The organism is Mycobacterium sp. GA-2829, assembly GCF_001499965.1.
Taxonomy (GTDB): domain Bacteria; phylum Actinomycetota; class Actinomycetes; order Mycobacteriales; family Mycobacteriaceae; genus Mycobacterium.
Genome location: NZ_LQIT01000029.1, coordinates 53,307 through 75,038, shown reverse-complemented (window position 1 = coordinate 75,038; position 21,732 = coordinate 53,307). Strand labels below are relative to the sequence as shown.

Genomic DNA, 21,732 nt, shown 5'->3' with positions numbered 1-21,732 from the left:
ACGTCAGACATCTCCACTAAGCCCGGAGGTCCTCCCTTCTCACAGCCAAACCGTCAACAACGTCCCTGCCGGGTACAACTAGCGCTCCGAGAGCAGCAGCATCCCATACGCGGCGATGCTCTGGGCGTCGGTGATCTCGCCGTCGCGCACCATCCGCTCGAACTCGGTCCGGGTGAACCACGCGCTGCGCATGTCCTGCTCCTCGTGTTCGCGGTCGTGCTCACCCTCGGTGAGGTCGGTGGCCAGGAACACCCACCCGCGCTGACTGCTCATCCCCGGTGCGACGTCGAGCAGTCCGAGCCGCGTCACGCTGCCCGCCCGCAACCCCGTCTCCTCCCGCAGTTCGCGCGCCGCCAACTCGAGCGGATCCATATCGGCCCGCCCCGGCGCGGTGCCCTGCGGGAACTCCCAGCGCCGCAGTTCGAGCGGGTACCGGTACTGCTCCACCAGCCTCATCCGGTCGCCGTCGCAGGCGATCACCAACGCGTAGGTGGGTTTGTCGACGACGGCGTAGATCCCGTCACTACCGTCGGGCCGTCGGATGTCGTCCTCGCGCAGGGTCAACCAGTTGTTTCGGTACACCTCGCGCGACGCCACACGTTGGATGGATTCCACGCGCCCAGTATCGCGGAGTGCTTCGGCGAGTAGCCTCAGCGGCGTGTTGCTGACCTCGCTGAACCCTGCCGCGGTCGCCGGCGGCGCCGACATCCCCGACGCCGTGACCATCGCCGACACCGTGTTCAGCCGCAGTGATCTGGTGGGCGCCGCGACGTCGGTCGCCGAACGCGTCGGCAGGGCGCAGCGGATCGCCGTGCTCGCGACCCCGACCCCCGCCACGGTGCTGGCCATCACCGGCTGTCTGATCGCGGGGGTGCCGTGCGTCCCGGTTCCCGCCGACGTCGGCGTCGCCGAACGCAGGCACATCCTCACTGACTCGGGGGCGCAGGCTTGGCTCGGCGACAAACCCGGTGACGAAGGCGGGGATACGGACCTCCCGCACATCCCCGTCCGGCTGCACGCGCGGTCCTGGCACCGCTACGCCGAACCGCATCCCGACGAGACCGCGCTCATCATCTACACCTCCGGCACCACCGGCCCGCCGAAAGGTGTGGTGATCAGCCGACGGGCCATCGCCGCCGACCTCGACGCCCTCGCCGAGGCCTGGCAGTGGAGCGCCGAGGACAAACTCGTCCACGGCCTGCCGCTCTACCACGTCCACGGTCTGGTGCTGGGTCTGCTGGGTTCGCTGCGCATCGGCAACCGGTTCGTCCACACGGGCAGGCCCACCGCCGAGGCGTACGCCCAGGCGCAGGGCACCATGTACTTCGGGGTGCCGACGGTGTGGTCACGCATCGCCAACGACGAAAACAGCGCTCGCGCATTGGCTTCGGCGCGGCTACTGGTCTCGGGCAGCGCACCGCTGCCCGTTCCGGTGTTCGACCGGGTGGCCGCGCTGACCGGACACCAGGTCATCGAGCGCTACGGCAGCACCGAATCGCTGATCACGCTCAGCGCCCGCGTGGACGGTGAGCGCAGGCCGGGGTGGGTGGGTCTCCCGCTCGCCGGGGTGCAGACCCGGCTCATCACCGACGACGGCACCCCCGCCGTGCACGACGGCGAAACCATTGCCCGCCTCGAGGTTTCCAGTCCGACGCTGTTCGACGGTTATCTGAACCGGCCCGACGCCACCGCCGAGGTGCTCGACGCCGACGGCTGGTACCGCACCGGCGACGTCGCGGTCATCGACGCCGACGGTATGCACCGGATCGTCGGCCGGGAGTCGGTCGATCTGATCAAGACCGGTGGCTTCCGCGTCGGCGCAGGGGAGATCGAGACGGTGCTACTCGGCCACGACGGCGTTGCCGAGGCCGCGGTGGTCGGGGTGCCCGACGAGGACCTCGGCCAGCGCATCGTCGCGTTCGTCGTCGGGGACGCCGCGCCGGAGACGCTCATCGACTATGTGGGCGAACAACTCTCGGCGCACAAACGCCCCCGTGAGGTGAGAAGAGTCGACAGCCTGCCCCGCAACGCGATGGGCAAGGTACTGAAAAAGGAGCTCGCGCAATGGGTGTGAGGTTCACCGAGCTGTGCATCGACGCCGCCGATCCCCGTGTGCTCGGTGAGTGGTGGGCCGAAGTGCTCGGCTACCCGCCAGAAGTGGACGACGACGGTGACGTGATCCTGCGCCCACCGGCCGGTACCGGTCCGAAACTGACCTTTCTCGCCGTACCGGATGACAAGGTGGTCAAGAACCGCTTGCACATCGACCTCACGCCCGACGATCAGCAGGCCGAGGTGGAGCGGCTGATCAAGATGGGCGCCCGCCGCGTCGACATCGGGCAGGGTGACTCGAGCTGGATCGTGCTGGCCGACCCGGAGGGCAACGAGTTCTGCGTGCTCGCGGCCGAGTGAGGTCAGCCCAGCGCGTCGATCGCCGCCTGTAGCCGCTCGGTCACCTCGGCGGCGATCGGCTGCAGGTCCGGTTCCCCGGTCACGTCGACCAGCACCTGCGGATTCATCGCCTCGACCAGCGTGGTCTGCGGATCATCCGGATCGCTGCGCACCACCACGTTGCACGGCAACAGCAGGCCGATCTGCCGGTCGGCGCCGATCGCGCGGTGGGCCAGCGGCGGATTGCACGCGCCGAGGATCAAGTAGTTCTCCATGTCCTCGTCGAGCTTGTTCTTCAGCGTCGCCTTGACGTCGATCTCGGTCAGCACACCGAAACCCTGCTCCGACAACACCTCACGCGTGCGTGCGACGGCGTCGTCGAACGGGGCCTTCAGGCTGGTGGACAGTGCAATGCTCATCGTGCCTCCTTCGTCTCGAGTGTCAGGCCAACGCCAGGAATAACTTCTCCAGCTCGGCGACAGTCATCGGTTCCTGCGCGTCGGCGGCGTCTCCTGTGACGCATTCCCGCAAGCCGGTGGCGACAATCTTGAATCCGGCCCGATCGAGCGCCTTGGACACGGCGGCCAACTGTGTCACGACGTCCTTGCAGTCACGCCCCTGCTCGATCATCGAAATGACACCGGCGAGTTGCCCTTGCGCCCGGCGTAGCCGGTTGAGGACCGCATCGATGGCTTCCTGATCGCCGACCATGGTGTTCCTTTCGTCTCCTGGCTTCGATGATACCCACGGGGGTATATCTCCCGTTCGAACGCGCCGGTTGCGGTCAGGATTCCCGCGGCCGCTCGGGCCTCACCAATTCGTCGACGATCGTCTTCAGGTCGCAGGTGAGACCGCCCCGGTTGTACGGCAGCCGTGCCAACATCATGCCCATCGCGCAGGTGTTGGTCAGCGCCGCCACGGTCAGCCCGGCGCCGATGGCGAACGCGATCCACTCGAGCCCAGGAACGACGGCGCTGAGCAGCGGACGTCGATGAGCCGGGGTGTGGCTGGGGAGTCGAGCAGATCGCGTAGTGACGCGGCATCGATTGTGGCGGTCGGCATGGTGGCCCTTTCCGGCTCTTGGTTGTGCAGATATACCCCCCATGGGTATCGTTCGGCTCGATGGTACACATACCCAAGGGGGTATACCGGTCCAGGGAATAGATACCCCCGGGGGTATTGTCGTAGATACCCACAGGGGTATTCCGCACAGGAGCCCCGTCGACCCGAAAGGAACAGCCGATGATCCTGGAGCAGTACTACATCGAGTGCCTGTCGCACGCGTCGTACCTGATCGGCGACAAAGGGACCGGACGCGCCGTCGTCGTGGATCCGCGCCGCGACATCACCGACTACCTGGCCGACGCCCGCAAGAACGGGTTGACGATCGAGGGCGTCATCAACACCCACTTCCACGCCGACTTCGTCTCTGGCCACCTCGAGCTCGTCGACGCGACCGGCGCCTGGATCGGCTTCGGCGAGGCCGCGCAGACCGACTATCCGATTCGCCGACTGGCACACGCGGAGCACCTGTCGCTGGGCGAGGTCGACCTGGAGATCCTGTCCACTCCCGGCCACACCTGGGAGTCGATCAGTGTGCTGGTACGCGAACGCCCCGATGCGGAACCAACCGCCGTCCTGACCGGAGACTCGTTGTTCATCGGGGACGTCGGCCGGCCGGACCTGGTCAACATCGGCGACAGTTCGACCGCCGACCTGGCGCGGGCGATGTTCCACACGATCCACGACACGCTCATGAAGCTGCCCGACTCGGTCACGGTCATGCCCGCCCACGGCGCAGGCTCGTCGTGCGGCAAGAACCTGTCCACGGAGCTCACGTCGACGATCGGCGAGCAGCGTGCCACGAATCCGTCGGTGCAGCCGATGACCGAGGACGCCTTCGTCGAACTCGTCACCGCGGGCCAGCCGGCCGCACCGTCGTACTTCAGCGTCGACGCCGCGATGAACAAGCGGGTGCACCCGTTGCTGCAGGCCGACCGCGAAGTGCCCGCGATGACGCCGCATCAGGTTCGGACCGCGCTCGACAGTGGCGTGCGGGTGCTCGACGCCCGCTCGGTCGAGGACTTCGCGACCGGCCACCTCCGCGGGACGGTCAACGTCGGATTCGACGGCCGCTTCGCCGAGACCGGCGGCATGGTCGCCGAGGTCGGCGAGCCCATCGCGCTGATCACCTACCCGGGCGACGAACAGACCGCGGCGCTGCGCCTGGCGCGGGTGGGTTCGGACAATGTGGTGGGTTACCTGACGGTCGGACCGGACGGCGTCTTCCCCGCTGAACTCACCGACCTGGTGCAGCCCGCGCCCCGGTCCACTGTCGCCGCCCTCGACCGGCTGCTGGTTGACGACGCAGTGACACTCGTCGATATCCGCAACCCCGGGGAACGCGAAGCCGGTGCCATCCCGGGTTCGCTGCACATTCCGCTCGCGCAGCTGCGTGCCCGCATGGGTGAGGTGCCCGGCGACAAGCCGATCGTCCTGCACTGCGCGGGCGGCTGGCGTTCCAGCGTCGCGGCGTCGCTGTTGCGGGCCAACGGTTTCGAGCAGGCGTCCGATCTGCTCGGTGGGTACAACGCGTGGGTCGACACCCACGCTGCGGTCTGAACGGAAGGAGTAGCAGATGTGTTATGCGGTCAGGTGTCCGTCCTGCGGTAAGACGACGTGGGACGGCTGCGGCCAACACGTCGACGACGTGATGCGGTCGGTACGGGCCGAAGACCGGTGCCGTTGTGAGCGGGTCGCCGAACCGCCGCGCCACCGCACGGCGCGGTTCTGGCGGCGGTGACCGCCGCGGCGATCGGCCTGGCCTTCGGTGCGCTCATCGGCGTGCTGCTGGGGCTGCTCGGCGGTGGCGGATCCATCCTGGCCGTCCCCGCACTGGTGTACGGCATGGGGCTCGATATCGAGCAGGCCATTCCGATCTCGCTGATCGTCGTCGCGGCGGCGTCCGTCGTCGGCGTGCTGCCGAAGATCCGCGCCGGACAGGTCCAATGGCGGCTCGCAGGCATCTTCGCGGTGGCGGGCGTCCCGGCGACCATCGCGGGCAGCGCGATCAGCAGGCACCTACCCCAGTCGGCGCTGTTGATCGGGTTCGCAGCGGTGATGGTGGTGGCCGGTGCCCGCATGCTCACCGATCAGGAGAACACCGGTACCGCATGTCAGGTCCGCGGAGGCCGGGTCAACTGGCGGCGTTGCGCGCCCCGGTCGATCGGCGCGGGCCTCATGGTCGGCGTGTTGACGGGGCTGTTCGGTGTGGGGGGCGGATTCCTCATCATCCCGGCGCTCGTCGTCGTGCTGGGAGTCGAAATGGCCACGGCGATCGGCACGTCCCTGTTGATCATCACCGCCAACTCCGTCGCCGGTGTGCTCTCGCATGTCGACGCGATCACCGTCGACTGGACCGTCACGGTGACCTTCGTCGCGGCGGCGATGGTGGCTTCGCTGGTGGCCGGGCAACTCGGTACCAAGATCGAAACCAGCCGCCTACAACGGTGGTTTTCCTACCTCGTCTTCGCCGTGGCGGCGTACGTACTCGTCGACACGATTTTCCTACGTTGACTCAGAAGGGATTCCTCATGCACGTCTCGATCATCGAGACCTCCGGACTCGGAGACCGCAGCTATCTGATCAGCGACGGCGGCACCGCTGTCGCGATCGATCCGCAACGCGACATCGACCGTGTGCTCGCACTCGCCGCCGACCACGCGGTCCGCATCACCCACGTGCTGGAGACGCATGTGCACAACGACTATGTGACCGGAGGACTCGAACTTTCGCGCACCGTCGGTGCCGAGTACGTGGTGCCCGCCGGCGACGACGTCGGTTATCCGCGGCGCGCCGTCACCGACGGCGACGTCATCGAGGCGGGTCGCATCCGGCTGGAGGCGCTGCGCACTCCGGGCCACACTCACCATCACGTGAGCTATGTGCTGCGCGACGACACCGGAGTGGTACACGGCGTCTTCACCGGCGGCTCGATGCTGTTCGGAACCACGGGACGCACCGACCTCGTCGCGCCCGAAGACACCGAAGAGCTCACACACGCGCAGTACCACTCGGTGCGCAGGATCGCCGACCGACTTCCCGCCGACACCTGCGTCTACCCGACCCACGGGTTCGGCAGCTTCTGTTCTGCCACACCGGCTTCGGGCGACGCGTCGACGATCGGCGAACAGCGGCAGGCCAATCCGGCGCTCAACCAGGACGAACAGAGCTTCGTCGACGAGCTGCTGGCCGGCCTGGCTGCTTTTCCCGCCTACTACGCGCACATGGGCGTCATCAACCGCGAGGGCCCCGCACCGGTCGACCTCACCCCGCCCGCGCCCGTCGACCCCACCGAACTGCGTCGCCGGATCGAAGCCGGTGAATGGGTGGTCGACCTGCGCACCCGTACGGCGTTCGCCGCCGGACATCTGCAGGGCACCCTGGGTTTCGAGTTGTCCGGTTCCTTCGTCAGTTACTTCGGGTGGCTCTACGAGTGGGGCGCTCCGGTGACCCTGATCGGGGAGTCGCCGGATCAGATCGCCGACGCCAAACGCGAATTGGTGCGCATCGGGATAGACCGGCTGACCGGGTCGGCGACCGGTGACATCGACGAGCTGCGGGACGGGATCGGGCTTTCGAGCTACCGGGTGTCCGATTTCGCCGGTCTGGCAACAACACTCGATACCGTGGCTGTCCTCGATGTGCGGCAGAGCCACGAGTACGACGATGCCCACATCAGTGGAGCCGTCAACATCCCGCTGCACGAACTACCGCTGCGGCTCGACGACGTCCCCGCGGGACCGGTCTGGGTGCATTGTGCGTCGGGCTACCGGTCCTCGATCGCGGCGTCATACCTCGACCGCGCCGGCTGGGACGTCGTGCTGATCGACGATGACTTCGCCAACGCCGGGAAGTTCCCGCTCAGTTCGCGTGCAACGCCTCGTTGAGCGTGATGCCGGAACCGTCGCGCTTGACCACCTCGACCGCGCCGGTCACCGAGTTGCGCCGGAACAGCAGGTTGTTCGCTCCGGACAGTTCACGCGCCTTGACGGTCTGCCCGTCGGCGGTCTGCACCTTGGTGCCCGCGGTGACGTAGAGACCCGCCTCGACCACGCAGTCGTCGCCCAGGGAGATGCCGACACCGGCGTTGGCGCCCAGCAGGCACCGCTTGCCGATCGAGATGACCTCTGTGCCGCCGCCCGACAGCGTCCCCATGATCGACGCGCCGCCGCCGACGTCGGAGCCGTCGTCGACCACCACACCGGCCGAGATCCGGCCCTCGACCATCGACGAGCCCAGCGTGCCCGCGTTGTAGTTCACGAAGCCCTCGTGCATGACCGTCGTGCCCGCGGCAAGGTGGGCGCCCAGCCGCACCCGATCGGCGTCGGCGATCCGCACACCCGTCGGCGCCACGTAGTCCACCATCCGCGGGAACTTGTCGATCCCGTACACGGTGACCGGGCCGCGGCGGCGCAACCGGGCGCGCACCGTCTCGAAGCCCTCGACCGCGCACGGGCCGTAATTGGTCCACACCACGTTGGCCAGCACCCCGAAGATGCCGTCCATGTTCGCGCCGCGCGGTGCGATCAGCCGGTGCGAGAGCAGGTGCAGGCGCAGGTAGGCGTCGTACCCGTCGGCGGGTTTGTCGTCGAGCGAGCCGATGACGGTGCGCACGGCGACGATGTCCACGTCGCGGTCCTCGTCACGGCCGGTGAGCTCGCCGATTTCGGCGGGCACTTCGGCGACCGACATCCGCAGCGTGCCGGGTTCGCCGTCGGCACCCAACTCGGGCGCCGGGTACCAGGTGTCGAGGACGGTTCCGTCGGCGGCGATGGTGGCCAGGCCGATTCCTGCAGCTGAAGTCACGGGGCTAGAGATTACCGTTGACGCCATGGGCCTGAACTTGCACGGTGACCCCGTCGACCTCACTGCCGCGCTCGTCGACATCCCCAGCGAATCGCGCCACGAACAGCGCATCGCCGACGAGATCGAGACCGCCCTGCGCGAACAGACCGACGGTTTCGAGGTCATCCGCAACGGCGACGCCGTGCTGGCCCGCACGAACCGCGGCCTGCCGTCACGGGTGCTGCTCGCCGGGCACATCGACACCGTGCCCGCCGCCGACAACGTCCCGTCCCGCCGCGACGGCGACGACCTCTATGGCTGCGGCACCTCCGACATGAAGTCGGGCGACGCGGTGTTCCTGCACCTCGCGGCGACCGTCGCCGACCCCGCGCACGACCTCACGCTCGTGATGTACGACTGCGAGGAGATCGAGGCCTCGGCCAACGGGCTCGGCCGCATCGAACGCGACCTCCCCGACTGGCTGCGCGCCGACGTCGCCATCCTCGGCGAACCGTCCGGCGGCTTCATCGAAGCCGGCTGCCAGGGCACCCTGCGGGTCGTCGTGAGCGCGACCGGCACCCGCGCGCACTCGGCGCGATCCTGGTTGGGCGACAACGCGATCCACAAACTTGGTGCGGTGCTCGACCGGTTGGCCGCCTACCAGGCGCGCAGCGTCGACATCGACGGCTGCGTCTACCGGGAGGGACTGTCCGCCGTGCGGATCGATGGCGGCATCGCGGGCAACGTCATCCCCGACGCCGCCGCGGTCACCGTGAACTTCCGGTTCGCGCCGGACCGCACCGTCGAGCAGGCGTTGGCCCACGTCCACGAGGTGCTCGACGGGCTCGACGTCACCATCGAGCAGACCGACGCCGCCGCGGGCGCGCTGCCCGGGCTCACGAAACCGGCCGCCGCGGCGCTGGTCGAGGCGGCCGGGGGGCAGGCGCGGGCGAAGTACGGGTGGACCGACGTGGCGCGGTTCGCCGCGCTGGGCATTCCGACGGTCAACTACGGGCCCGGCGACCCCAACCTCGCCCACCGCGTCGACGAACGCGTCGAGGTCGGGCAGATCACCGCGACCACCGAGGTCCTGCGGCGATATTTATCCGCTTGACCGTCGCCGTATCGTGAAAACCATGCTGGGAATCGACGCCTGAGCCGTCCTCATCCGTCCTGCGGTGCCGTCACGCCCGTAGCTCACGAGAGATTCCCCGCATGTCAGATCCGTCGATCGTCTGCGCCGGCGTGTCCTTCGCCTGGCCCGACGACACCATCGTCTTCGCCGACCTGTCCGCCTCCTTCACCCCGGGCCGCACCGGCCTCGTCGCCCCCAACGGCGCGGGCAAATCCACTCTGCTGCGGCTGATCGCCGGCGATCTCGCGCCGACGGGCGGGACCATCACCGTCACCGGGACGCTCGGCTACCTGCCCCAGACCCTGCCCCTGGCCGCGGATCTCACCGTTGCCGACGTGCTCGGGGTGGCACCGGTGATCGCTGCGCTCAACGCGCTGGCCGCAGGCGACGCGAGCGAGGCCGTGTTCACCGCGATCGGCGACGACTGGGACATCGAGGAACGGGCCCGCGCCCAACTCGACCGGCTGGGCCTCTATGCCGTCGCGCTCGAACGGCCCCTTGGCACACTGTCCGGCGGTGAGGTCGTCTCGCTCGGCCTGGCCGCGCAGCTGCTCGCCCGGCCCGATGTGCTGCTGCTCGACGAGCCGACGAACAACCTCGACGCCGACGCCCGGCGTGCGCTCTACACCGCGCTCGACGACTTCGCGGGCACACTGCTCGTGGTCAGCCACGACCGTGTGCTGCTCGACCGGATGGACCGCATCGCCGAGCTGTCCCGCGGCGAGATCGCCTTGTACGGCGGCACTTTCACCGCCTACCGGGAGGCGGTGGCACTCGAGCAGCAGGCCGCCGAGAGCGATCTGCGCAACGCCGAACAACAGCTCAAGCGGGAGAAACGGCAGATGCAGGAGGCGCGCGAACGGGCAGCCAAGCGGTCGAGCACCGCCGCGCGCACTCTCGCCGACGCCGGTCTGCCGAAGATCGTCGCCGGTGCGCGCAAACGGCGCGCGCAGGAGTCCGCGGCAAAGGTCGACGACGTCCACGCCAAGCGGGTGAACGACGCCCGGGCGCGGGTGAACGACGCCGAACGCGCGCTGCGCGACGACGACACGATCGCACTCGACCTGCCCGACACCACGGTTCCCGCGGGTCGGACGCTGTTCACCGGCAGCGGGTTGCAGGTCAACCTCGGCGGTCGAGAGGTGTTCGCGCACAACGGGATCGACCTGACGATCCGCGGACCGGAACGGATCGCGCTGACCGGGCCGAACGGGGCGGGCAAGTCGACGCTGCTGCGGCTCATCGCCGGGGCCGGCGCTCGCACCGCGTACCTGGGCCAACGCCTCGACCTGCTCGACGACGACGTGTCGGTGGCGCAGAACCTCGCCCGGTTCGCCCCCGAGATGACCGTGACCCGGAGCCGGCACCTGTTGGCGCAGTTCCTGTTCCGCGGTGACCGGATCCACCTTCCGGTGTCGGCGCTCTCCGGCGGTGAACGGCTGCGGGCCACGCTGGCGTGCGTGCTCTACGGCCAACCGGCACCGCAGCTGCTGCTACTCGACGAACCGACGAACAACCTCGACCTGGTCAGCGTCGGGCAACTCGAATCCGCGCTCAACGCGTATCGGGGCGCGTTCGTCGTGGTGAGCCACGACGAGCGGTTCCTCGCCGAGATCGGTGTGCAGCGGTGGTTGCGGCTGGCCGACGGGGTGCTGACCGACGGGTGAGCGTCAGACCTGCCGGGTGGGGGCGGGGATCGCCCGCTCCGCGACGGGAAGCTCCTCCACCGGAGCCCGCTCGGAATCCGCCCCCGACTCGGCGCCGGGTTCGCCGGCGGGCTCTGCCTTGGCGGCCGTCGCTGCCTGGACGATCTGCTGCACGCCCTGCATGACCTGCTGCGGCACCTGCTGCAGACCCTGGGCGAGTCCCTGCACGGCACCGCTGCCCTGTTGGCCCAACTGGCCGAGTTGACCGAGTTGCCCCATGAGAGGTCCGAGTGCGCCGGCCGCACCGGAGGCACCCGAGGCGGCCGAGGCCGGGGACGCGCCTGCCCCCGCGGCGGGACCGCCCGCCGCCTCGATCGCGGCCCGCAGCTTGGCCGCCGACTGTTCGTCACCCTTGTCGTAGGCGGCCGCGGCCTTGCGCAGCAGCTCCGCGATCTTGTCGCCGCTTCGGGCGGTGGTCTGCAGCGCACCCTGACGCGATCCGAGCAGATTGCTCAGCGCGTTTTGCACCGAGAACGCGATCTGACCGTGGGTGGCCTCGACGCCGGAGATGTTCGCCCCGCCGCCGAGGAGGCCGGCGATGCTCGACGCGATCTCGGTATGGGTCTGGGAGAACTGGCGCAGCCCATCGGTTCGCACGGACAACGGTCCACCGGTCATGGCGTCAGTTTAAGTGCGGTGTCGGGACGGGTCGCGCAGCAATTCATCCACGAGCAGCGTCGGCCTGCCGCATCGCGTCGGCGGCCGCACCGTGGCACCCCAATCCCGCGAACGCCGCTGCCGCCTCCGCCAGACCCACCGCATCCGAACCCGTGTACGCCTTGGCGTGCAGCAGCGCGATCCGCCCGAACTCGCAGTCGACGCCGAGACGCACCATGTGGTCGGCCGCCCTGGCGTCGCCCAACCGGACCGCGGTGTGCAACGCGCGCAACGCCACCGCCAGCTGGCCACCCCGCTCGGCCGTACGCGCCGCATCGCGCGCCGCGGCCACCGCCCCGTGGGTGTCGCGCCGCGCCGACATCGTCCACGCCCGACCGAGCGCGAGTTCCGGTGCGAACAGCATCGATTTGAGCCCGTGCCGAGACTCCGCGCGCGCCAACGCCTTTCCGGCCTCCACGGCCAACCCCTGCTCGCCGAGGGCCTGCGCGAGCAGCATCCACGCCAACGGCCCCCACGAGTATCCCGTCGGCGCCAGCGTCGCGGCCGCGTCCCGCAACAACGTGACCGCACCGGCCAGATCGCCGCGGGCGATGAGGACGTCGGCGATCAGCACCTCGCCGATCGCCCGGCCGGGCTGCTGGCGTTCGGCGAACTCGGTGATCCTGCGGGCCAGCTCGTGCGCCCGGTCCAGATTCCCGGACATCAGCAACGCCGTGGTCTGGCCGAAACCGCTGGTGAACCTCAGCAGCCCGGGATGGTGTGCGGCGGCCGCCCGCTCCGCCAGTGCGTCGACCTCGAGGAAGCGGCCCATCCGCGCACAGCTGAGTGCCGCGGCGGCGGCCGCCCAGCCGACGGCGGTGTCGTCGGCGTGCGGGGCGGCCAACACCTCGTCGGCGATCTCCATCGCCCGGGCCGGTGACCCCGCGTTCATCGCGAACGTCGAGGACAGCGCATCGATCGTCGTCCTGGCCGCCGGGCTGACCACCCGGCCGCGCACCGTGCGCAGGAACGCCGTCGCGCGTTCGGGTTCCGAGAGCATCCAGAACCGGTTCGCCGCACACGGCAGCGCCCACGCCATCAACTCGGTCTCGCTGAGCGCGGACTCGTCGACGCCGGCCAGAACCTCGTCGGCCTCCCGCCCCCGGCCCTGCCAGCCGAGCGCGTAGCCCAAGGCCAGCCGGGTCCGCAGGTCGCCCGAACGCTCCAGCGCCGCCCGCGCCAACCGCTCGCTCAACTCCAGACCGCCCAACCGCAGCGCCTCCTCCGCGGCGGCCGTCAGCTCCGTCGCGGGCAATTCGTGGTCACTGTCCAAAGCCATCGCCGCAACCTGCAACCGGTCGAGCACCCCGGTGGGCCTGGCGGCCGCCAGCCGTGCGACCACCTCGGTGCGCACCCGCCGCAGTTCCGGCCCGCCGAGCAGATCCCGTGCGGCGTCGGCGAACAGCGGATGCCCGGGGCGGGCGAGCGGTCCGTCGACATCGACCGCACCTGCGTCGGTGGCCGCCGCGACGGCGTCGGCACCGGCCAGCGCCGACAGGACCGCGACCGGCAGCGGATCGCACACCGCCAGGTACTCGAGCGCGCGCCGGGCCGGTGTGGGGAGGTCGGCGACGAACATCGACACCTGCGCGGCCACCCGGGTGTCGTCGTGTCCCGGCGGCTGCAGCTCGACGCGGCCCAGCAGGTCGTCCGCCCACAGCGCCTCGACCTGTCCCGGGGTCGGCGAACCGGCGGCCACCGACACCACCAGGCTCGCGGTGCCGGTCAGCGCGAGCTGATACAGCAGCGTCGCGGACAGGGGATCCAGCAGATGCGCGTCGTCGACGATCACGACCCGGCCGCCCAGTGCCTCGCGCGCGGCCCGCACGACCGCCGCGGTCTTCCCCTCGGCCGGGATGTCGATCAGGTGGCGGAAGGCGCCGAACGGCAGATCGGCGTTGCCCGCGGTCGCCGTCACCCACGCGGCAGGACCCAGCCGCTCGGCCGCCGCACGCAGCAGCGCCGTCTTGCCCACCCCGGCCGGTCCGATCACCACGACACCCGACCGCAGGCGAACGCCATCCTCGACGGATTCCAGGGCGGGTTCGTGCGGCGCAACCACCCAGTCCACAGGCATCGCCGGATTGTAGGACCGTCTAGGTTGTCGGTGTGCCCGATCGACCCGACCGCCCGTGGGCAGTCTGCGTGTACTGCGCCTCCAGCCCGACCGACCCCAGACTCCTCGAGCTGGCCACCCGCGTGGGTTCAGCCATCGCCGACCACGGCTGGACGCTGGTGTCCGGCGGCGGCAACGTCTCGGCGATGGGCGCCGTCGCCCATGCGGCGAGGTCGCGCGGTGGCCGCACCGTCGGGGTGATCCCGAAGGCGCTGGTGCACCGCGAGGTGGCCGATGTCGACGCCGACGAGCTCGTCGTCACCGACACGATGAGGGAACGCAAACAGGTCATGGAGGACCGCGCCGACGCGTTTCTGTCGTTACCGGGAGGTATCGGCACACTCGAGGAATTTTTCGAAGCCTGGACTGCGGCGTATTTGGGTATGCATAGCAAGCCGGTGGTGATGCTCGATCCGATCGGTCATTACGACGGTCTGCTGGCCTGGTTGCATGGTTTGGTCGACAGCGGTTACGTCGCCCGCGGTGCGCTGGAGCGGTTGATCGTCGTGACCGACGTCGACGAGGCGATGGCAGCGTGCGCCCCTCGCCCCTGATCGAGCAGTGGTTGCGCACGGACGACGATCGGAGGGGTAGTACCGCATGAGCGACGAGAAATCGGGGACGCGGCACAGCGTCGGGTTGCTCGACATCGCCGGTCAGGTACCAGGCCTGGTCATGGATGTGCCCATCATCGTGCGCGGGGTGCTGACGGGGTTCCTGGCACGGCCGTCGGCCAAGACGTCGATCGGCAAGGTCTTCCAGGAACGCGCCGCCAAGTACGCCGACAAGGTCTTCCTCAAGTACGAGGACCGCGAGCTGACCTACCGCGAAGCCAACGAGACCGTGAACCGGTACGCCGCAGTGTTCGCCGCGCGCGGGGTCGGGCACGGGGACGTCGTCGGGATCATGCTGCGCAACTCACCCGAGCCGATCCTGCTCATGCTCGCCGCGGTGAAGTGCGGCGCCATCTCGGGGATGCTCAACTACAACCAGCGCGGCGACGTCCTCGAACACAGCCTCGGGCTGCTGTCGGCCAAAGTGGTGGTGGCCGATCCCGACTTCGTCGACCCGATCAAGGAGTCCGGCGCCGACACCGAGAACGTGATCACCCTCGACGACTTCGAGCGGCTCGCCGACACCGCCCCGAAGTCCAACCCAGCCAGCGCGTCGGCCGTGTTGGCCAAGGACAAGGCGTTCTACATCTTCACCTCGGGCACCACCGGCATGCCGAAGGCCAGCGTGATGACGCACTACCGGTGGCTGCGCGCGCTCGCCGGTTTCGGCGGTATGGGCATGCGCCTCACCAGCAGTGACACCCTGTACTGCTGCCTGCCGCTCTACCACAACAACGCGCTGACGGTCGCGCTGTCGTCGGTGCTGAATTCCGGTGCGACGCTGGCGATCGGCAAGTCGTTCTCGGCGTCGAAGTTCTGGGACGACTGCATCCGCTACGACGCGACCGCGTTCGTCTACATCGGCGAGGTCTGCGCCTATCTGCTCAACCAGCCCGAGAAGGACACCGACCGCAAGCACAAGGTCCGAGTGATCGCCGGAAACGGTCTGCGGCCCGCGATCTGGGACCAGTTCACCGAACGGTTCGGCATCGACCGGGTCTGCGAGTTCTACTCGGCCAGCGAGAGCAACACCGCGTTCGTCAACTTCTTCAACCTCGACAAGACGACCGGCATCTGCCCGACGCCGGTCGCGTTCGTCGAGTACGACGAGGAGAGCGGCGACCCGGTCCGCGACGAGAAGGGCCGGGTGAAGAAGGTCAAGACCGGCGAACCCGGGCTCCTGCTGAGCAAGGTCAGCAGCTTCCAGCCGTTCGACGGCTACACCGACGACAAGGAATCCGAGAAGAAGCTGGTCCGCGACGCCTTCAAGAAGGGCGACGTGTGGTTCAACACCGGCGACCTGATGCGCTCGCAGGGCTTCGGCCACGCCGCGTTCACCGACCGCCTCGGCGACACGTTCCGGTGGAAGGGCGAGAACGTCGCGACCACCGAGGTCGAGGCCGCGGTGTCGACGGATGCGCAGGTCGAGGAGTGCACGGTGTTCGGCGTCGAGGTCCCCGATACCGGTGGCCGGGCGGGCATGGTGGCCATCCAACTGAAGGACGGTCAGGAGTTCGACGGCAAGGCGCTGGCGAAGGCCGTCTACGACAAGCTGCCCAGCTACGCGGTGCCGTTGTTCGTGCGCGTGGTCGAAGAACTCGCACACACGTCGACCTTCAAGAGCCAGAAGGTCGATCTGCGCAAGGAGGGCTACGGCGGCAGCAGCGGCGAGGGCGACGCCGACGACGTCGAGGTGGACGATCCGATCTACGTGCTCTCAGGTCCCGACGAGGGGTACGTGCCCTTCTACGAGGACTATCTGACCGAGGTCAAGGACGGGAAGAAGCCGAAGTAGGTCAGTCGTAGACGATCACCGCGCGGCCGAGGACGTCGCCGCGGGCGATCGCGTCGAGCGTCTCGTTGACCTCGTCGAACCGCACCCGCGTCACGGTGTGTCTGATCCGGCCGGCCTCGGCCAGCGCGAGCACCTCGGTGAGGTCGTTGTAGTTGCCCCAGAACGAACCGAAGTACGTGTACTCACGCGCCACGAGCGGGAACAGCGGGATGTCGACGCGGTTGCCGATGAGCCCCACCGATGCGACGGCGCCTTCGGCCGCGAGCAGTGAGAACGCCAGCCGGATCGCCTCCTCGGACCCGGCGCATTCGATGACCGCGTCGAGTTCGCTTCTGCCGGTGAGGCTTTCGAGCTCCTGACGGATGGCTTCGGTGGTCTTTCCGCCGACGTTGATCGCGTGGTCGGCACCATTGTCGAGCGCGATCTTGAGCTTCTCGTCGCTACGCGCGAACGCCACCACGTCGGCGCCGCCGCCGAGCAGCTTGGCGTACTGGGTGCCGTAACTGCCCAGACCGCCGATACCGCTGACCGCCAGCGTGCGTCCGGCGCCGAGATGCCCGGCGGCCCGCAACTTCTTGAGTCCGCGGTACGGCGTGAGTCCGGCGTCGGTGAGCGGGGCGAGGGTCTCCGGGGACAGATCGTCGCGGCCGGGCATCTTGATCAGGTACCGGTAGTCGACGGGGAGGTACTCCTGATAGCCGCCGTGCAGGCCGAAGCCCGCCCACACGCCGTGCGCGCAGAGTTGTTCGTTGCCCTCGTGGCACTGCCTGCACGCGCCGTCGCCCCAGCTGCCGAAGACGACGACCTGATCACCCTCCGAGAGCGCCGCCGATCTCGGCACCTGCGCGCCGACGGTGTCCACCCACCCCGCGACCTCGTGCCCCGGCGTGATCGGGAAGTCCATCTGCAACCCGGTGTCGAAGTAGCCGTCGATCAGCTGGAAGTCGGTGCGGCACATCCCCGCGCCGCCGACCTTGACCAGCACTTCGTGCGGCTCGATCGCCGGCACGTCGATCTCCTCGAGGCGTAGCGGCTGCTTGTACCCGTACATCCGGGCGGCGCGCATCTTCATGGGCGAAGTCCTCACTATCCGAAAAACGAAAGACCGTGACGATCATCACTCAAAAACGTGTTCGGCGCGCGCCCGTAACCTGAAAGTGTGCAGTCGACTTTCTGCGGCCGCCCGGTCGTCGGTGACCGGGCCCTGATCATGGCGATCGTGAACCGAACGCCCGACTCGTTCTACGACCGCGGCGCGACGTTCACCGACGAAGCCGCCAAGACGGCCGCACACCGTGTCGTCGAGGACGGCGCCGACGTCGTCGACGTGGGCGGCGTCAAGGCCGGACCCGGGCAGACCGTCGACGCCGACGAGGAGATCGCCCGCGTCGTGCCCTTCATCGAATGGCTGCGCGGCACCTTCCCAGACGTGGTGATCAGTGTGGACACCTGGCGGGCCACCGTCGCCAAACAGGCGTGCGCGGCCGGCGCCGACCTGATCAACGACACCTGGGGCGGTGTCGACCCGGACCTGCCCGCCGTCGCCGCCGAGTTCAACGCCGGCCTGGTCTGCTCACATACCGGGGGAGCGGTACCGCGGACCCGGCCGTTCCGCGTCAACTACGGCATCACCGAACGCGGTGTGGTCGACGACGTCATCGCCGAGGTCACCACGGCCGCGCAGCGGGCGGTCGACGCGGGGGTCTCCCGGGACCGCATCCTCATCGATCCGACACACGATTTCGGCAAGAACACTTACCACGGTCTTAGTTTGTTGCGGCACGTGGAAGAGCTTGTAAACACTGGATGGCCGGTCCTGATGGCGCTGAGCAACAAAGATTTCGTCGGGGAGACTCTCGGTGTGGGTTTGACTGAACGCCTCGAGGGCACCCTCGCAGCCACGGCTCTGGCAGCCCAGGCCGGGGCGGCGATGTTCAGGGTGCACGAGGTCGGACCCACTCGGCGCGTACTGGAGATGGTCGCGTCGATCCAGGGCGTGCGTCCGCCGACGCGCACGGTGAGGGGACTGGCATGACACTTACTCCGGAACTTCAGGCACCCGAGTTGCAATCCGCCGACGCGATCGCCCGGCACCGCTGGTTCGACACGCACAGCTGGAACCGTCCGATGTGGACGGTCGCGGAGTTGGAGGCCGCCAAGAAGGGCCGCACCGTCTCGGTGGTGCTGCCCGCGCTCAACGAGGAGGAGACCGTCGCCGGGGTCATCGAGACGATCACCCCGCTGCTCGGCGGACTGGTCGACGAGTTGATCGTGCTGGACTCCGGCAGCACCGACGACACCGCGATCCGGGCGCTGGCCGCCGGTGCGCGGGTGGTCAGCCGCGAAACCGCACTGCCCGAGGTGCCGCCGCAACCCGGCAAGGGTGAGGTGCTGTGGCGCTCACTGGCTGCCACGACCGGCGACGTGATCGCCTTCGTCGACTCCGATCTGCTCGACCCCGACCCCATGTTCGTGCCGAAACTGCTCGGACCGCTGCTGCTCACCCCCGGTGTGCACCTGGTCAAGGGGTTCTACCGGCGTCCGCTGCGGGTCAGCGGTCGCGAGGACGCCAACGGCGGGGGCCGGGTGACCGAACTGGTGGCCCGCCCGCTGTTGGCTTCGCTGCGCCCGGAGCTGACCTGCCTGCTGCAGCCGCTTGGCGGTGAGTACGCGGGCACCAGGGAACTGCTGACCTCGGTGCCGTTCGCGCCGGGCTACGGCGTGGAGATCGGTCTGGTCGTCGACACCTACGACCGGCTTGGGCTCGACGGGATCGCCCAGGTGAACCTCGGTGTGCGCACCCACCGCAACCGGCCGCTGACCGAACTCGCCTCGATGAGCCGTCAGGTGATCGCGACTCTGATGTCGCGGTGCGGGGTCGGCGACTCCGGCGTCGGGCTCACGCAGTTCTTCGCCGACGGGGACGGGTTCACCCCGCGCGCCTCCGGGGTGTCGCTAGACGACCGGCCGCCCATGGTCACCCTGCGGTCCCGGTAGGCCTGTCACACCGGTCAGGCACTATCGGTGTCGTGACACTGATCCTGCTCTACCTGGTGGTGCTCGTCCTGGTGGCCGTCGTGCTGTTCGGGGTGGGCAGTGTGCTGTTCGGCCGCGGGGAGTCGCTGCCGCCGCTCCCGCGCGGGACGACGGCGACGGTGCTGCCCGCCTCCGGCGTGACCGGTGCCGATGTCGAGGCGCTCAAGTTCACCCAGACGCTGCGCGGGTACAAACCCAGCGAGGTGGACTGGGCGCTCGACCGCCTCGGTGCCGAGATCGACGCGCTGCGCGGTGAACTCGCCGCGGTCCGCGCGACACAGCCTGCCGAGGAATCGCCGTGACCGACGCCCCCGTCGACGACGGCCGGGTCCGTTGCGGGTGGCTGGACGGATCCCGCCTTGCCGCAGCGGATTTCACGCTCTACCGCGACTATCACGATTACGAGTGGGGTCAGCCGGTGCGGGAGACGGCCGCGCTGTTCGAGCGGATCAGCCTGGAAGCCTTCCAGAGTGGTCTGTCGTGGCTCATCATCCTGCGCAAACGCGAGAACTTCCGGCGGGCGTTCGACGGCTTCGACATCGACCGCGTCGCCGCCTACACCGACCGTGACATCGACAGGCTGATGGCCGACACCGGAATCGTGCGCAACCGCGCGAAGATCGAGGCGACCATCGCGAACGCGCGTGCGGCGGCCGCGCTCTCGGACGCCGGGGTCGATCTCGCGGAGCTGCTGTGGTCGTTCGCGCCGGAGCGGCGAGACCGTCCAGCGGATCTGGCGTCGGTGCCCGCGGTCACGCCCGAATCGACCGCGATGGCCAAGGAACTCAAGCGCCGCGGCTTCCGGTTCGTGGGTCCGACGACCGCATACGCGCTCATGCAGGCGACCGGGATGGTCGACGACCACGTCGCCGCGTGCTGGGTACCGCGAGTCGGTGAGGGGGCGTCACGCAGCGGTTAAAACGGGTCTTTGCACGCGTAGTTGCGGAGATAGGGAACAATGGAGGAGTTGATGCCGGATTCCGGCGGTTGGTTCATTGTGGAGGAGGCTCTCGATGGCGGCGATGAAGCCCCGGACTGGTGACGGTCCACTGGAAGCAACCAAGGAGGGGCGCGGCATCGTGATGCGGGTACCACTGGAAGGTGGTGGCCGGCTCGTCGTCGAATTGACTCCAGACGAGGCGGCAGCGCTGGGCGACGAGCTCAAGAACGTCACCAGCTAGCGATTTCTCGGCATCCCCGGCGCGGCGGCCCTCGGCCCCGCGCCGGTTCGCCGATTGCTACCGGGATACGGCTCGGTAGATCTCCATCGTCTGCTCGGCGATGTGCGCCCACGAGAATTCGGCGATGCAGCGTTCCCGGCCCGCGGCGCCGTAGGCGCGCGCCCGTTCCGGTTCGGCAACCAGTGAGTTGACCGCGTCGGCCAACCGCGTCTCGTAGAACTCGGTGTCGTTGGCGTCGTAGTGCACCAGCAGTCCGGTTCGGTGGTCGGCGACGACCTCGGGAATGCCACCCACGTCGGAGGCGACCACCGCCGTCGAGCAGGCCATCGCCTCGAGGTTGACGATCCCCAACGGCTCGTATACCGACGGGCACACGAAAACGGTTGCTGCCGAGAGGATTTCGCGAATCTTGCCGATCGGCAGCATCTCCCGGACCCAGAACACCCCGGTGCGGGCACGAGCCAGCTCCTGCACCGCGGCCGTCACCTCGGCGGCGATCTCCGGGGTGTCGGGCGCGCCGGCGCACAGCACCAGCTGCACCTCGGGGGAGAAGCGGTGCGCCGCCGCGACGAGGTGCGCGACCCCCTTCTGCCTGGTGATCCGGCCGACGAACGCCACGATCGGCCGGTTCGGATCCACCCCGAGCTCGGCCAGCACCGACTCCCCGGGTTGCGGGTCGCTGGGGAACCAGACGTCGGTGTCGATGCCGTTGCGCACCACGTGCACGCGGTTGGGGTCAAGGGCGGGGTAGGTCTTGAGCACGTCGTCGCGCATCCCGGAGCTCACCGCGATCACCGCGTCGGCGGCCTCCACTGCGGTCTTCTCCACCCATGACGAGATCCGGTAGCCGCCGCCGAGCTGTTCGGCCTTCCACGGCCGCATCGGCTCCAGCGAATGCGCGGTCAGCACGTGCGGCACCCCGTACAGCAGCCCGGCCAGATGCCCGGCGAGTCCGGAGTACCAGGTGTGGGAGTGCACGACGGTGGCCTGCCCGGCGGCGTTGACCATGTTGAGATCGGCGGACAGCGTCGAGAGCGCAGGATTGGCGCCTGCCAGCGCGGGATCCGGCGCGGCGACGAACGCGTCGGGGCGCGGGGCGCCCATGCAGTGCACGTCGACGGCGCACAAGTGGCGCAACTGCGCGACGAGTTCGGTGACGTGTACGCCTGCTCCGCCATAGACCTCGGGTGGGTACTCCCGAGTCATCATCGCCACCCGCATGGCTACGACGGTAGTGGACCGCGCCCTGCTGAC

Annotated in this window: 23 protein-coding genes; 14 read left to right on the top strand and 9 right to left on the bottom strand. The window is 69.0% G+C overall.

The features are described 5' to 3' along the window. Positions 1–78 precede the first annotated feature (78 nt). A complete protein-coding gene (locus AU194_RS18190) occupies positions 79–615 on the bottom strand; it encodes an NUDIX hydrolase (protein WP_059090648.1) in 537 nt (178 codons plus the stop codon). 43 nt (positions 616–658) lie between these two features. On the opposite strand from AU194_RS18190, the gene AU194_RS18185 reads away from it, so the two are divergent. Further along, on the top strand, positions 659–2,074 hold the full coding sequence (locus AU194_RS18185; RefSeq protein ID WP_059090647.1) for an acyl-CoA synthetase: 1,416 nt from the start codon (positions 659–661) through the stop codon (positions 2,072–2,074). Next, the gene (locus AU194_RS18180; protein WP_059090646.1) at positions 2,065–2,412 is read left to right on the top strand and encodes a VOC family protein; all 348 of its coding nucleotides are present in this window, start codon (positions 2,065–2,067) and stop codon (positions 2,410–2,412) included. The genes AU194_RS18185 and AU194_RS18180 overlap by 10 nt, the downstream gene beginning before the upstream one ends. 2 nt (positions 2,413–2,414) lie before the next feature. On the opposite strand, the gene AU194_RS18175 is transcribed toward AU194_RS18180, so the two are convergent. The 3 genes from AU194_RS18175 to AU194_RS31305 all read right to left on the bottom strand — a co-directional run bounded on the left by AU194_RS18175 (position 2,415) and on the right by AU194_RS31305 (position 3,310). Next, positions 2,415–2,810 (bottom strand): DUF302 domain-containing protein, encoded by a 396-nt coding sequence (locus AU194_RS18175; RefSeq protein ID WP_059090645.1) that lies wholly within the window; start codon positions 2,808–2,810, stop codon positions 2,415–2,417. 22 nt (positions 2,811–2,832) lie between these two features. Continuing rightward, on the bottom strand, positions 2,833–3,102 hold the full coding sequence (locus tag AU194_RS18170) for a metal-sensitive transcriptional regulator (protein WP_059090644.1): 270 nt from the start codon (positions 3,100–3,102) through the stop codon (positions 2,833–2,835). Positions 3,103–3,175: 73 nt separating this feature from the next. Further along, positions 3,176–3,310, bottom strand: a complete 135-nt coding sequence (locus AU194_RS31305) for a hypothetical protein (RefSeq protein ID WP_369804153.1) — start codon at positions 3,308–3,310, stop codon at positions 3,176–3,178. A 323-nt stretch (positions 3,311–3,633) separates the two neighbouring features. Here AU194_RS31305 and AU194_RS18165 point away from each other — a divergent pair, with 323 nt between their 5' ends. The 3 genes from AU194_RS18165 (at position 3,634) to AU194_RS18155 (ending at position 7,340) form a co-directional block, all read left to right on the top strand. After that, the gene (locus AU194_RS18165; protein WP_059090643.1) at positions 3,634–5,013 is read left to right on the top strand and encodes a rhodanese-like domain-containing protein; all 1,380 of its coding nucleotides are present in this window, start codon (positions 3,634–3,636) and stop codon (positions 5,011–5,013) included. Between the two features lie 177 nt (positions 5,014–5,190). After that, complete coding sequence (locus tag AU194_RS18160; RefSeq protein ID WP_059090642.1) at positions 5,191–5,967, top strand: sulfite exporter TauE/SafE family protein; 777 nt, start codon at positions 5,191–5,193, stop codon at positions 5,965–5,967. A gap of 17 nt (positions 5,968–5,984) precedes the next feature. Then, positions 5,985–7,340 (top strand): rhodanese-like domain-containing protein, encoded by a 1,356-nt coding sequence (locus tag AU194_RS18155; RefSeq protein ID WP_059090641.1) that lies wholly within the window; start codon positions 5,985–5,987, stop codon positions 7,338–7,340. On the opposite strand, the gene dapD is transcribed toward AU194_RS18155, so the two are convergent. Continuing rightward, a complete protein-coding gene (gene dapD, locus AU194_RS18150) occupies positions 7,315–8,286 on the bottom strand; it encodes a 2,3,4,5-tetrahydropyridine-2,6-dicarboxylate N-succinyltransferase (protein WP_197417656.1) in 972 nt (323 codons plus the stop codon). The two genes, AU194_RS18155 and dapD, sit on opposite strands and share 26 nt — an antisense overlap. Between dapD and dapE the strand changes: the two genes are divergently transcribed. Further along, positions 8,285–9,352, top strand: coding sequence for a succinyl-diaminopimelate desuccinylase (gene dapE / locus AU194_RS18145; RefSeq protein ID WP_059090639.1), 1,068 nt, complete (start codon positions 8,285–8,287; stop codon positions 9,350–9,352). The two genes, dapD and dapE, sit on opposite strands and share 2 nt — an antisense overlap. A gap of 101 nt (positions 9,353–9,453) precedes the next feature. Next, the gene (locus AU194_RS18140; RefSeq protein ID WP_059090638.1) at positions 9,454–11,040 is read left to right on the top strand and encodes an ABC-F family ATP-binding cassette domain-containing protein; all 1,587 of its coding nucleotides are present in this window, start codon (positions 9,454–9,456) and stop codon (positions 11,038–11,040) included. 3 nt (positions 11,041–11,043) lie between these two features. Here AU194_RS18140 and AU194_RS18135 read toward each other — a convergent pair whose 3' ends face one another. Beyond that, positions 11,044–11,697: an ESX-1 secretion-associated protein gene (locus AU194_RS18135; protein ID WP_059090637.1), complete on the bottom strand. Its 654-nt coding sequence runs from the start codon at positions 11,695–11,697 to the stop codon at positions 11,044–11,046. Positions 11,698–11,740: 43 nt separating this feature from the next. Further along, positions 11,741–13,813 (bottom strand): AAA family ATPase, encoded by a 2,073-nt coding sequence (locus AU194_RS18130; protein ID WP_059090636.1) that lies wholly within the window; start codon positions 13,811–13,813, stop codon positions 11,741–11,743. A 32-nt stretch (positions 13,814–13,845) separates the two neighbouring features. Between AU194_RS18130 and AU194_RS18125 the strand changes: the two genes are divergently transcribed. Together AU194_RS18125 and fadD6 are read left to right on the top strand one after the other, a co-directional pair. Next, positions 13,846–14,406 carry a TIGR00730 family Rossman fold protein gene (locus AU194_RS18125; protein WP_059090635.1) on the top strand — a complete coding sequence of 187 codons (561 nt, stop codon included), beginning with the start codon at positions 13,846–13,848 and terminating at the stop codon, positions 14,404–14,406. 46 nt (positions 14,407–14,452) lie between these two features. Beyond that, a complete protein-coding gene (gene fadD6 / locus AU194_RS18120) occupies positions 14,453–16,261 on the top strand; it encodes a long-chain-acyl-CoA synthetase FadD6 (RefSeq protein ID WP_059090634.1) in 1,809 nt (602 codons plus the stop codon). A 1-nt stretch (position 16,262) separates the two neighbouring features. Here the strand turns inward: fadD6 and AU194_RS18115 are convergent, their stop codons facing one another. After that, complete coding sequence (locus AU194_RS18115; protein WP_082698703.1) at positions 16,263–17,333, bottom strand: NAD(P)-dependent alcohol dehydrogenase; 1,071 nt, start codon at positions 17,331–17,333, stop codon at positions 16,263–16,265. Positions 17,334–17,471: 138 nt separating this feature from the next. On the opposite strand from AU194_RS18115, the gene folP reads away from it, so the two are divergent. From folP to AU194_RS31300, 5 genes are all read left to right on the top strand, one after another. After that, positions 17,472–18,296 (top strand): dihydropteroate synthase, encoded by an 825-nt coding sequence (folP, locus tag AU194_RS18110; protein WP_231743458.1) that lies wholly within the window; start codon positions 17,472–17,474, stop codon positions 18,294–18,296. Then, a complete protein-coding gene (locus AU194_RS18105) occupies positions 18,293–19,258 on the top strand; it encodes a glucosyl-3-phosphoglycerate synthase (protein ID WP_059090632.1) in 966 nt (321 codons plus the stop codon). The genes folP and AU194_RS18105 overlap by 4 nt, the downstream gene beginning before the upstream one ends. Positions 19,259–19,290: 32 nt before the next feature. Further along, positions 19,291–19,599, top strand: coding sequence for a DivIVA domain-containing protein (locus tag AU194_RS18100; RefSeq protein ID WP_059090631.1), 309 nt, complete (start codon positions 19,291–19,293; stop codon positions 19,597–19,599). Then, positions 19,596–20,216, top strand: coding sequence for a DNA-3-methyladenine glycosylase I (locus AU194_RS18095; RefSeq protein WP_059090630.1), 621 nt, complete (start codon positions 19,596–19,598; stop codon positions 20,214–20,216). Before AU194_RS18100 ends, AU194_RS18095 begins: the two co-directional genes overlap by 4 nt. Positions 20,217–20,310: 94 nt before the next feature. After that, positions 20,311–20,478, top strand: a complete 168-nt coding sequence (locus AU194_RS31300) for a DUF3117 domain-containing protein (RefSeq protein ID WP_005059648.1) — start codon at positions 20,311–20,313, stop codon at positions 20,476–20,478. 57 nt (positions 20,479–20,535) lie between these two features. Here the strand turns inward: AU194_RS31300 and glgA are convergent, their stop codons facing one another. Next, a complete protein-coding gene (gene glgA, locus AU194_RS18090) occupies positions 20,536–21,699 on the bottom strand; it encodes a glycogen synthase (protein WP_059090629.1) in 1,164 nt (387 codons plus the stop codon). Positions 21,700–21,732: the final 33 nt, after the last annotated feature.

Coding starts and splice junctions, on each gene's coding strand:
- AU194_RS18180 (WP_059090646.1), top strand. CDS start 2,065: ATGGGTGTGAGGTTCACCGAGCTGTGCATCGACGCCGCCGATCCCCGT.
- AU194_RS18175 (WP_059090645.1), bottom strand. CDS start 2,810: ATGAGCATTGCACTGTCCACCAGCCTGAAGGCCCCGTTCGACGACGCC.
- AU194_RS18170 (WP_059090644.1), bottom strand. CDS start 3,102: ATGGTCGGCGATCAGGAAGCCATCGATGCGGTCCTCAACCGGCTACGC.
- AU194_RS18165 (WP_059090643.1), top strand. CDS start 3,634: ATGATCCTGGAGCAGTACTACATCGAGTGCCTGTCGCACGCGTCGTAC.
- AU194_RS18155 (WP_059090641.1), top strand. CDS start 5,985: ATGCACGTCTCGATCATCGAGACCTCCGGACTCGGAGACCGCAGCTAT.
- dapE (WP_059090639.1), top strand. CDS start 8,285: ATGGGCCTGAACTTGCACGGTGACCCCGTCGACCTCACTGCCGCGCTC.
- dapD (WP_197417656.1), bottom strand. CDS start 8,286: ATGGCGTCAACGGTAATCTCTAGCCCCGTGACTTCAGCTGCAGGAATC.
- AU194_RS18140 (WP_059090638.1), top strand. CDS start 9,454: ATGTCAGATCCGTCGATCGTCTGCGCCGGCGTGTCCTTCGCCTGGCCC.
- AU194_RS18135 (WP_059090637.1), bottom strand. CDS start 11,697: ATGACCGGTGGACCGTTGTCCGTGCGAACCGATGGGCTGCGCCAGTTC.
- AU194_RS18130 (WP_059090636.1), bottom strand. CDS start 13,813: ATGCCTGTGGACTGGGTGGTTGCGCCGCACGAACCCGCCCTGGAATCC.
- fadD6 (WP_059090634.1), top strand. CDS start 14,453: ATGAGCGACGAGAAATCGGGGACGCGGCACAGCGTCGGGTTGCTCGAC.
- AU194_RS18115 (WP_082698703.1), bottom strand. CDS start 17,333: ATGAAGATGCGCGCCGCCCGGATGTACGGGTACAAGCAGCCGCTACGC.
- folP (WP_231743458.1), top strand. CDS start 17,472: ATGGCGATCGTGAACCGAACGCCCGACTCGTTCTACGACCGCGGCGCG.
- AU194_RS18105 (WP_059090632.1), top strand. CDS start 18,293: ATGACACTTACTCCGGAACTTCAGGCACCCGAGTTGCAATCCGCCGAC.
- AU194_RS31300 (WP_005059648.1), top strand. CDS start 20,311: ATGGCGGCGATGAAGCCCCGGACTGGTGACGGTCCACTGGAAGCAACC.
- glgA (WP_059090629.1), bottom strand. CDS start 21,699: ATGCGGGTGGCGATGATGACTCGGGAGTACCCACCCGAGGTCTATGGC.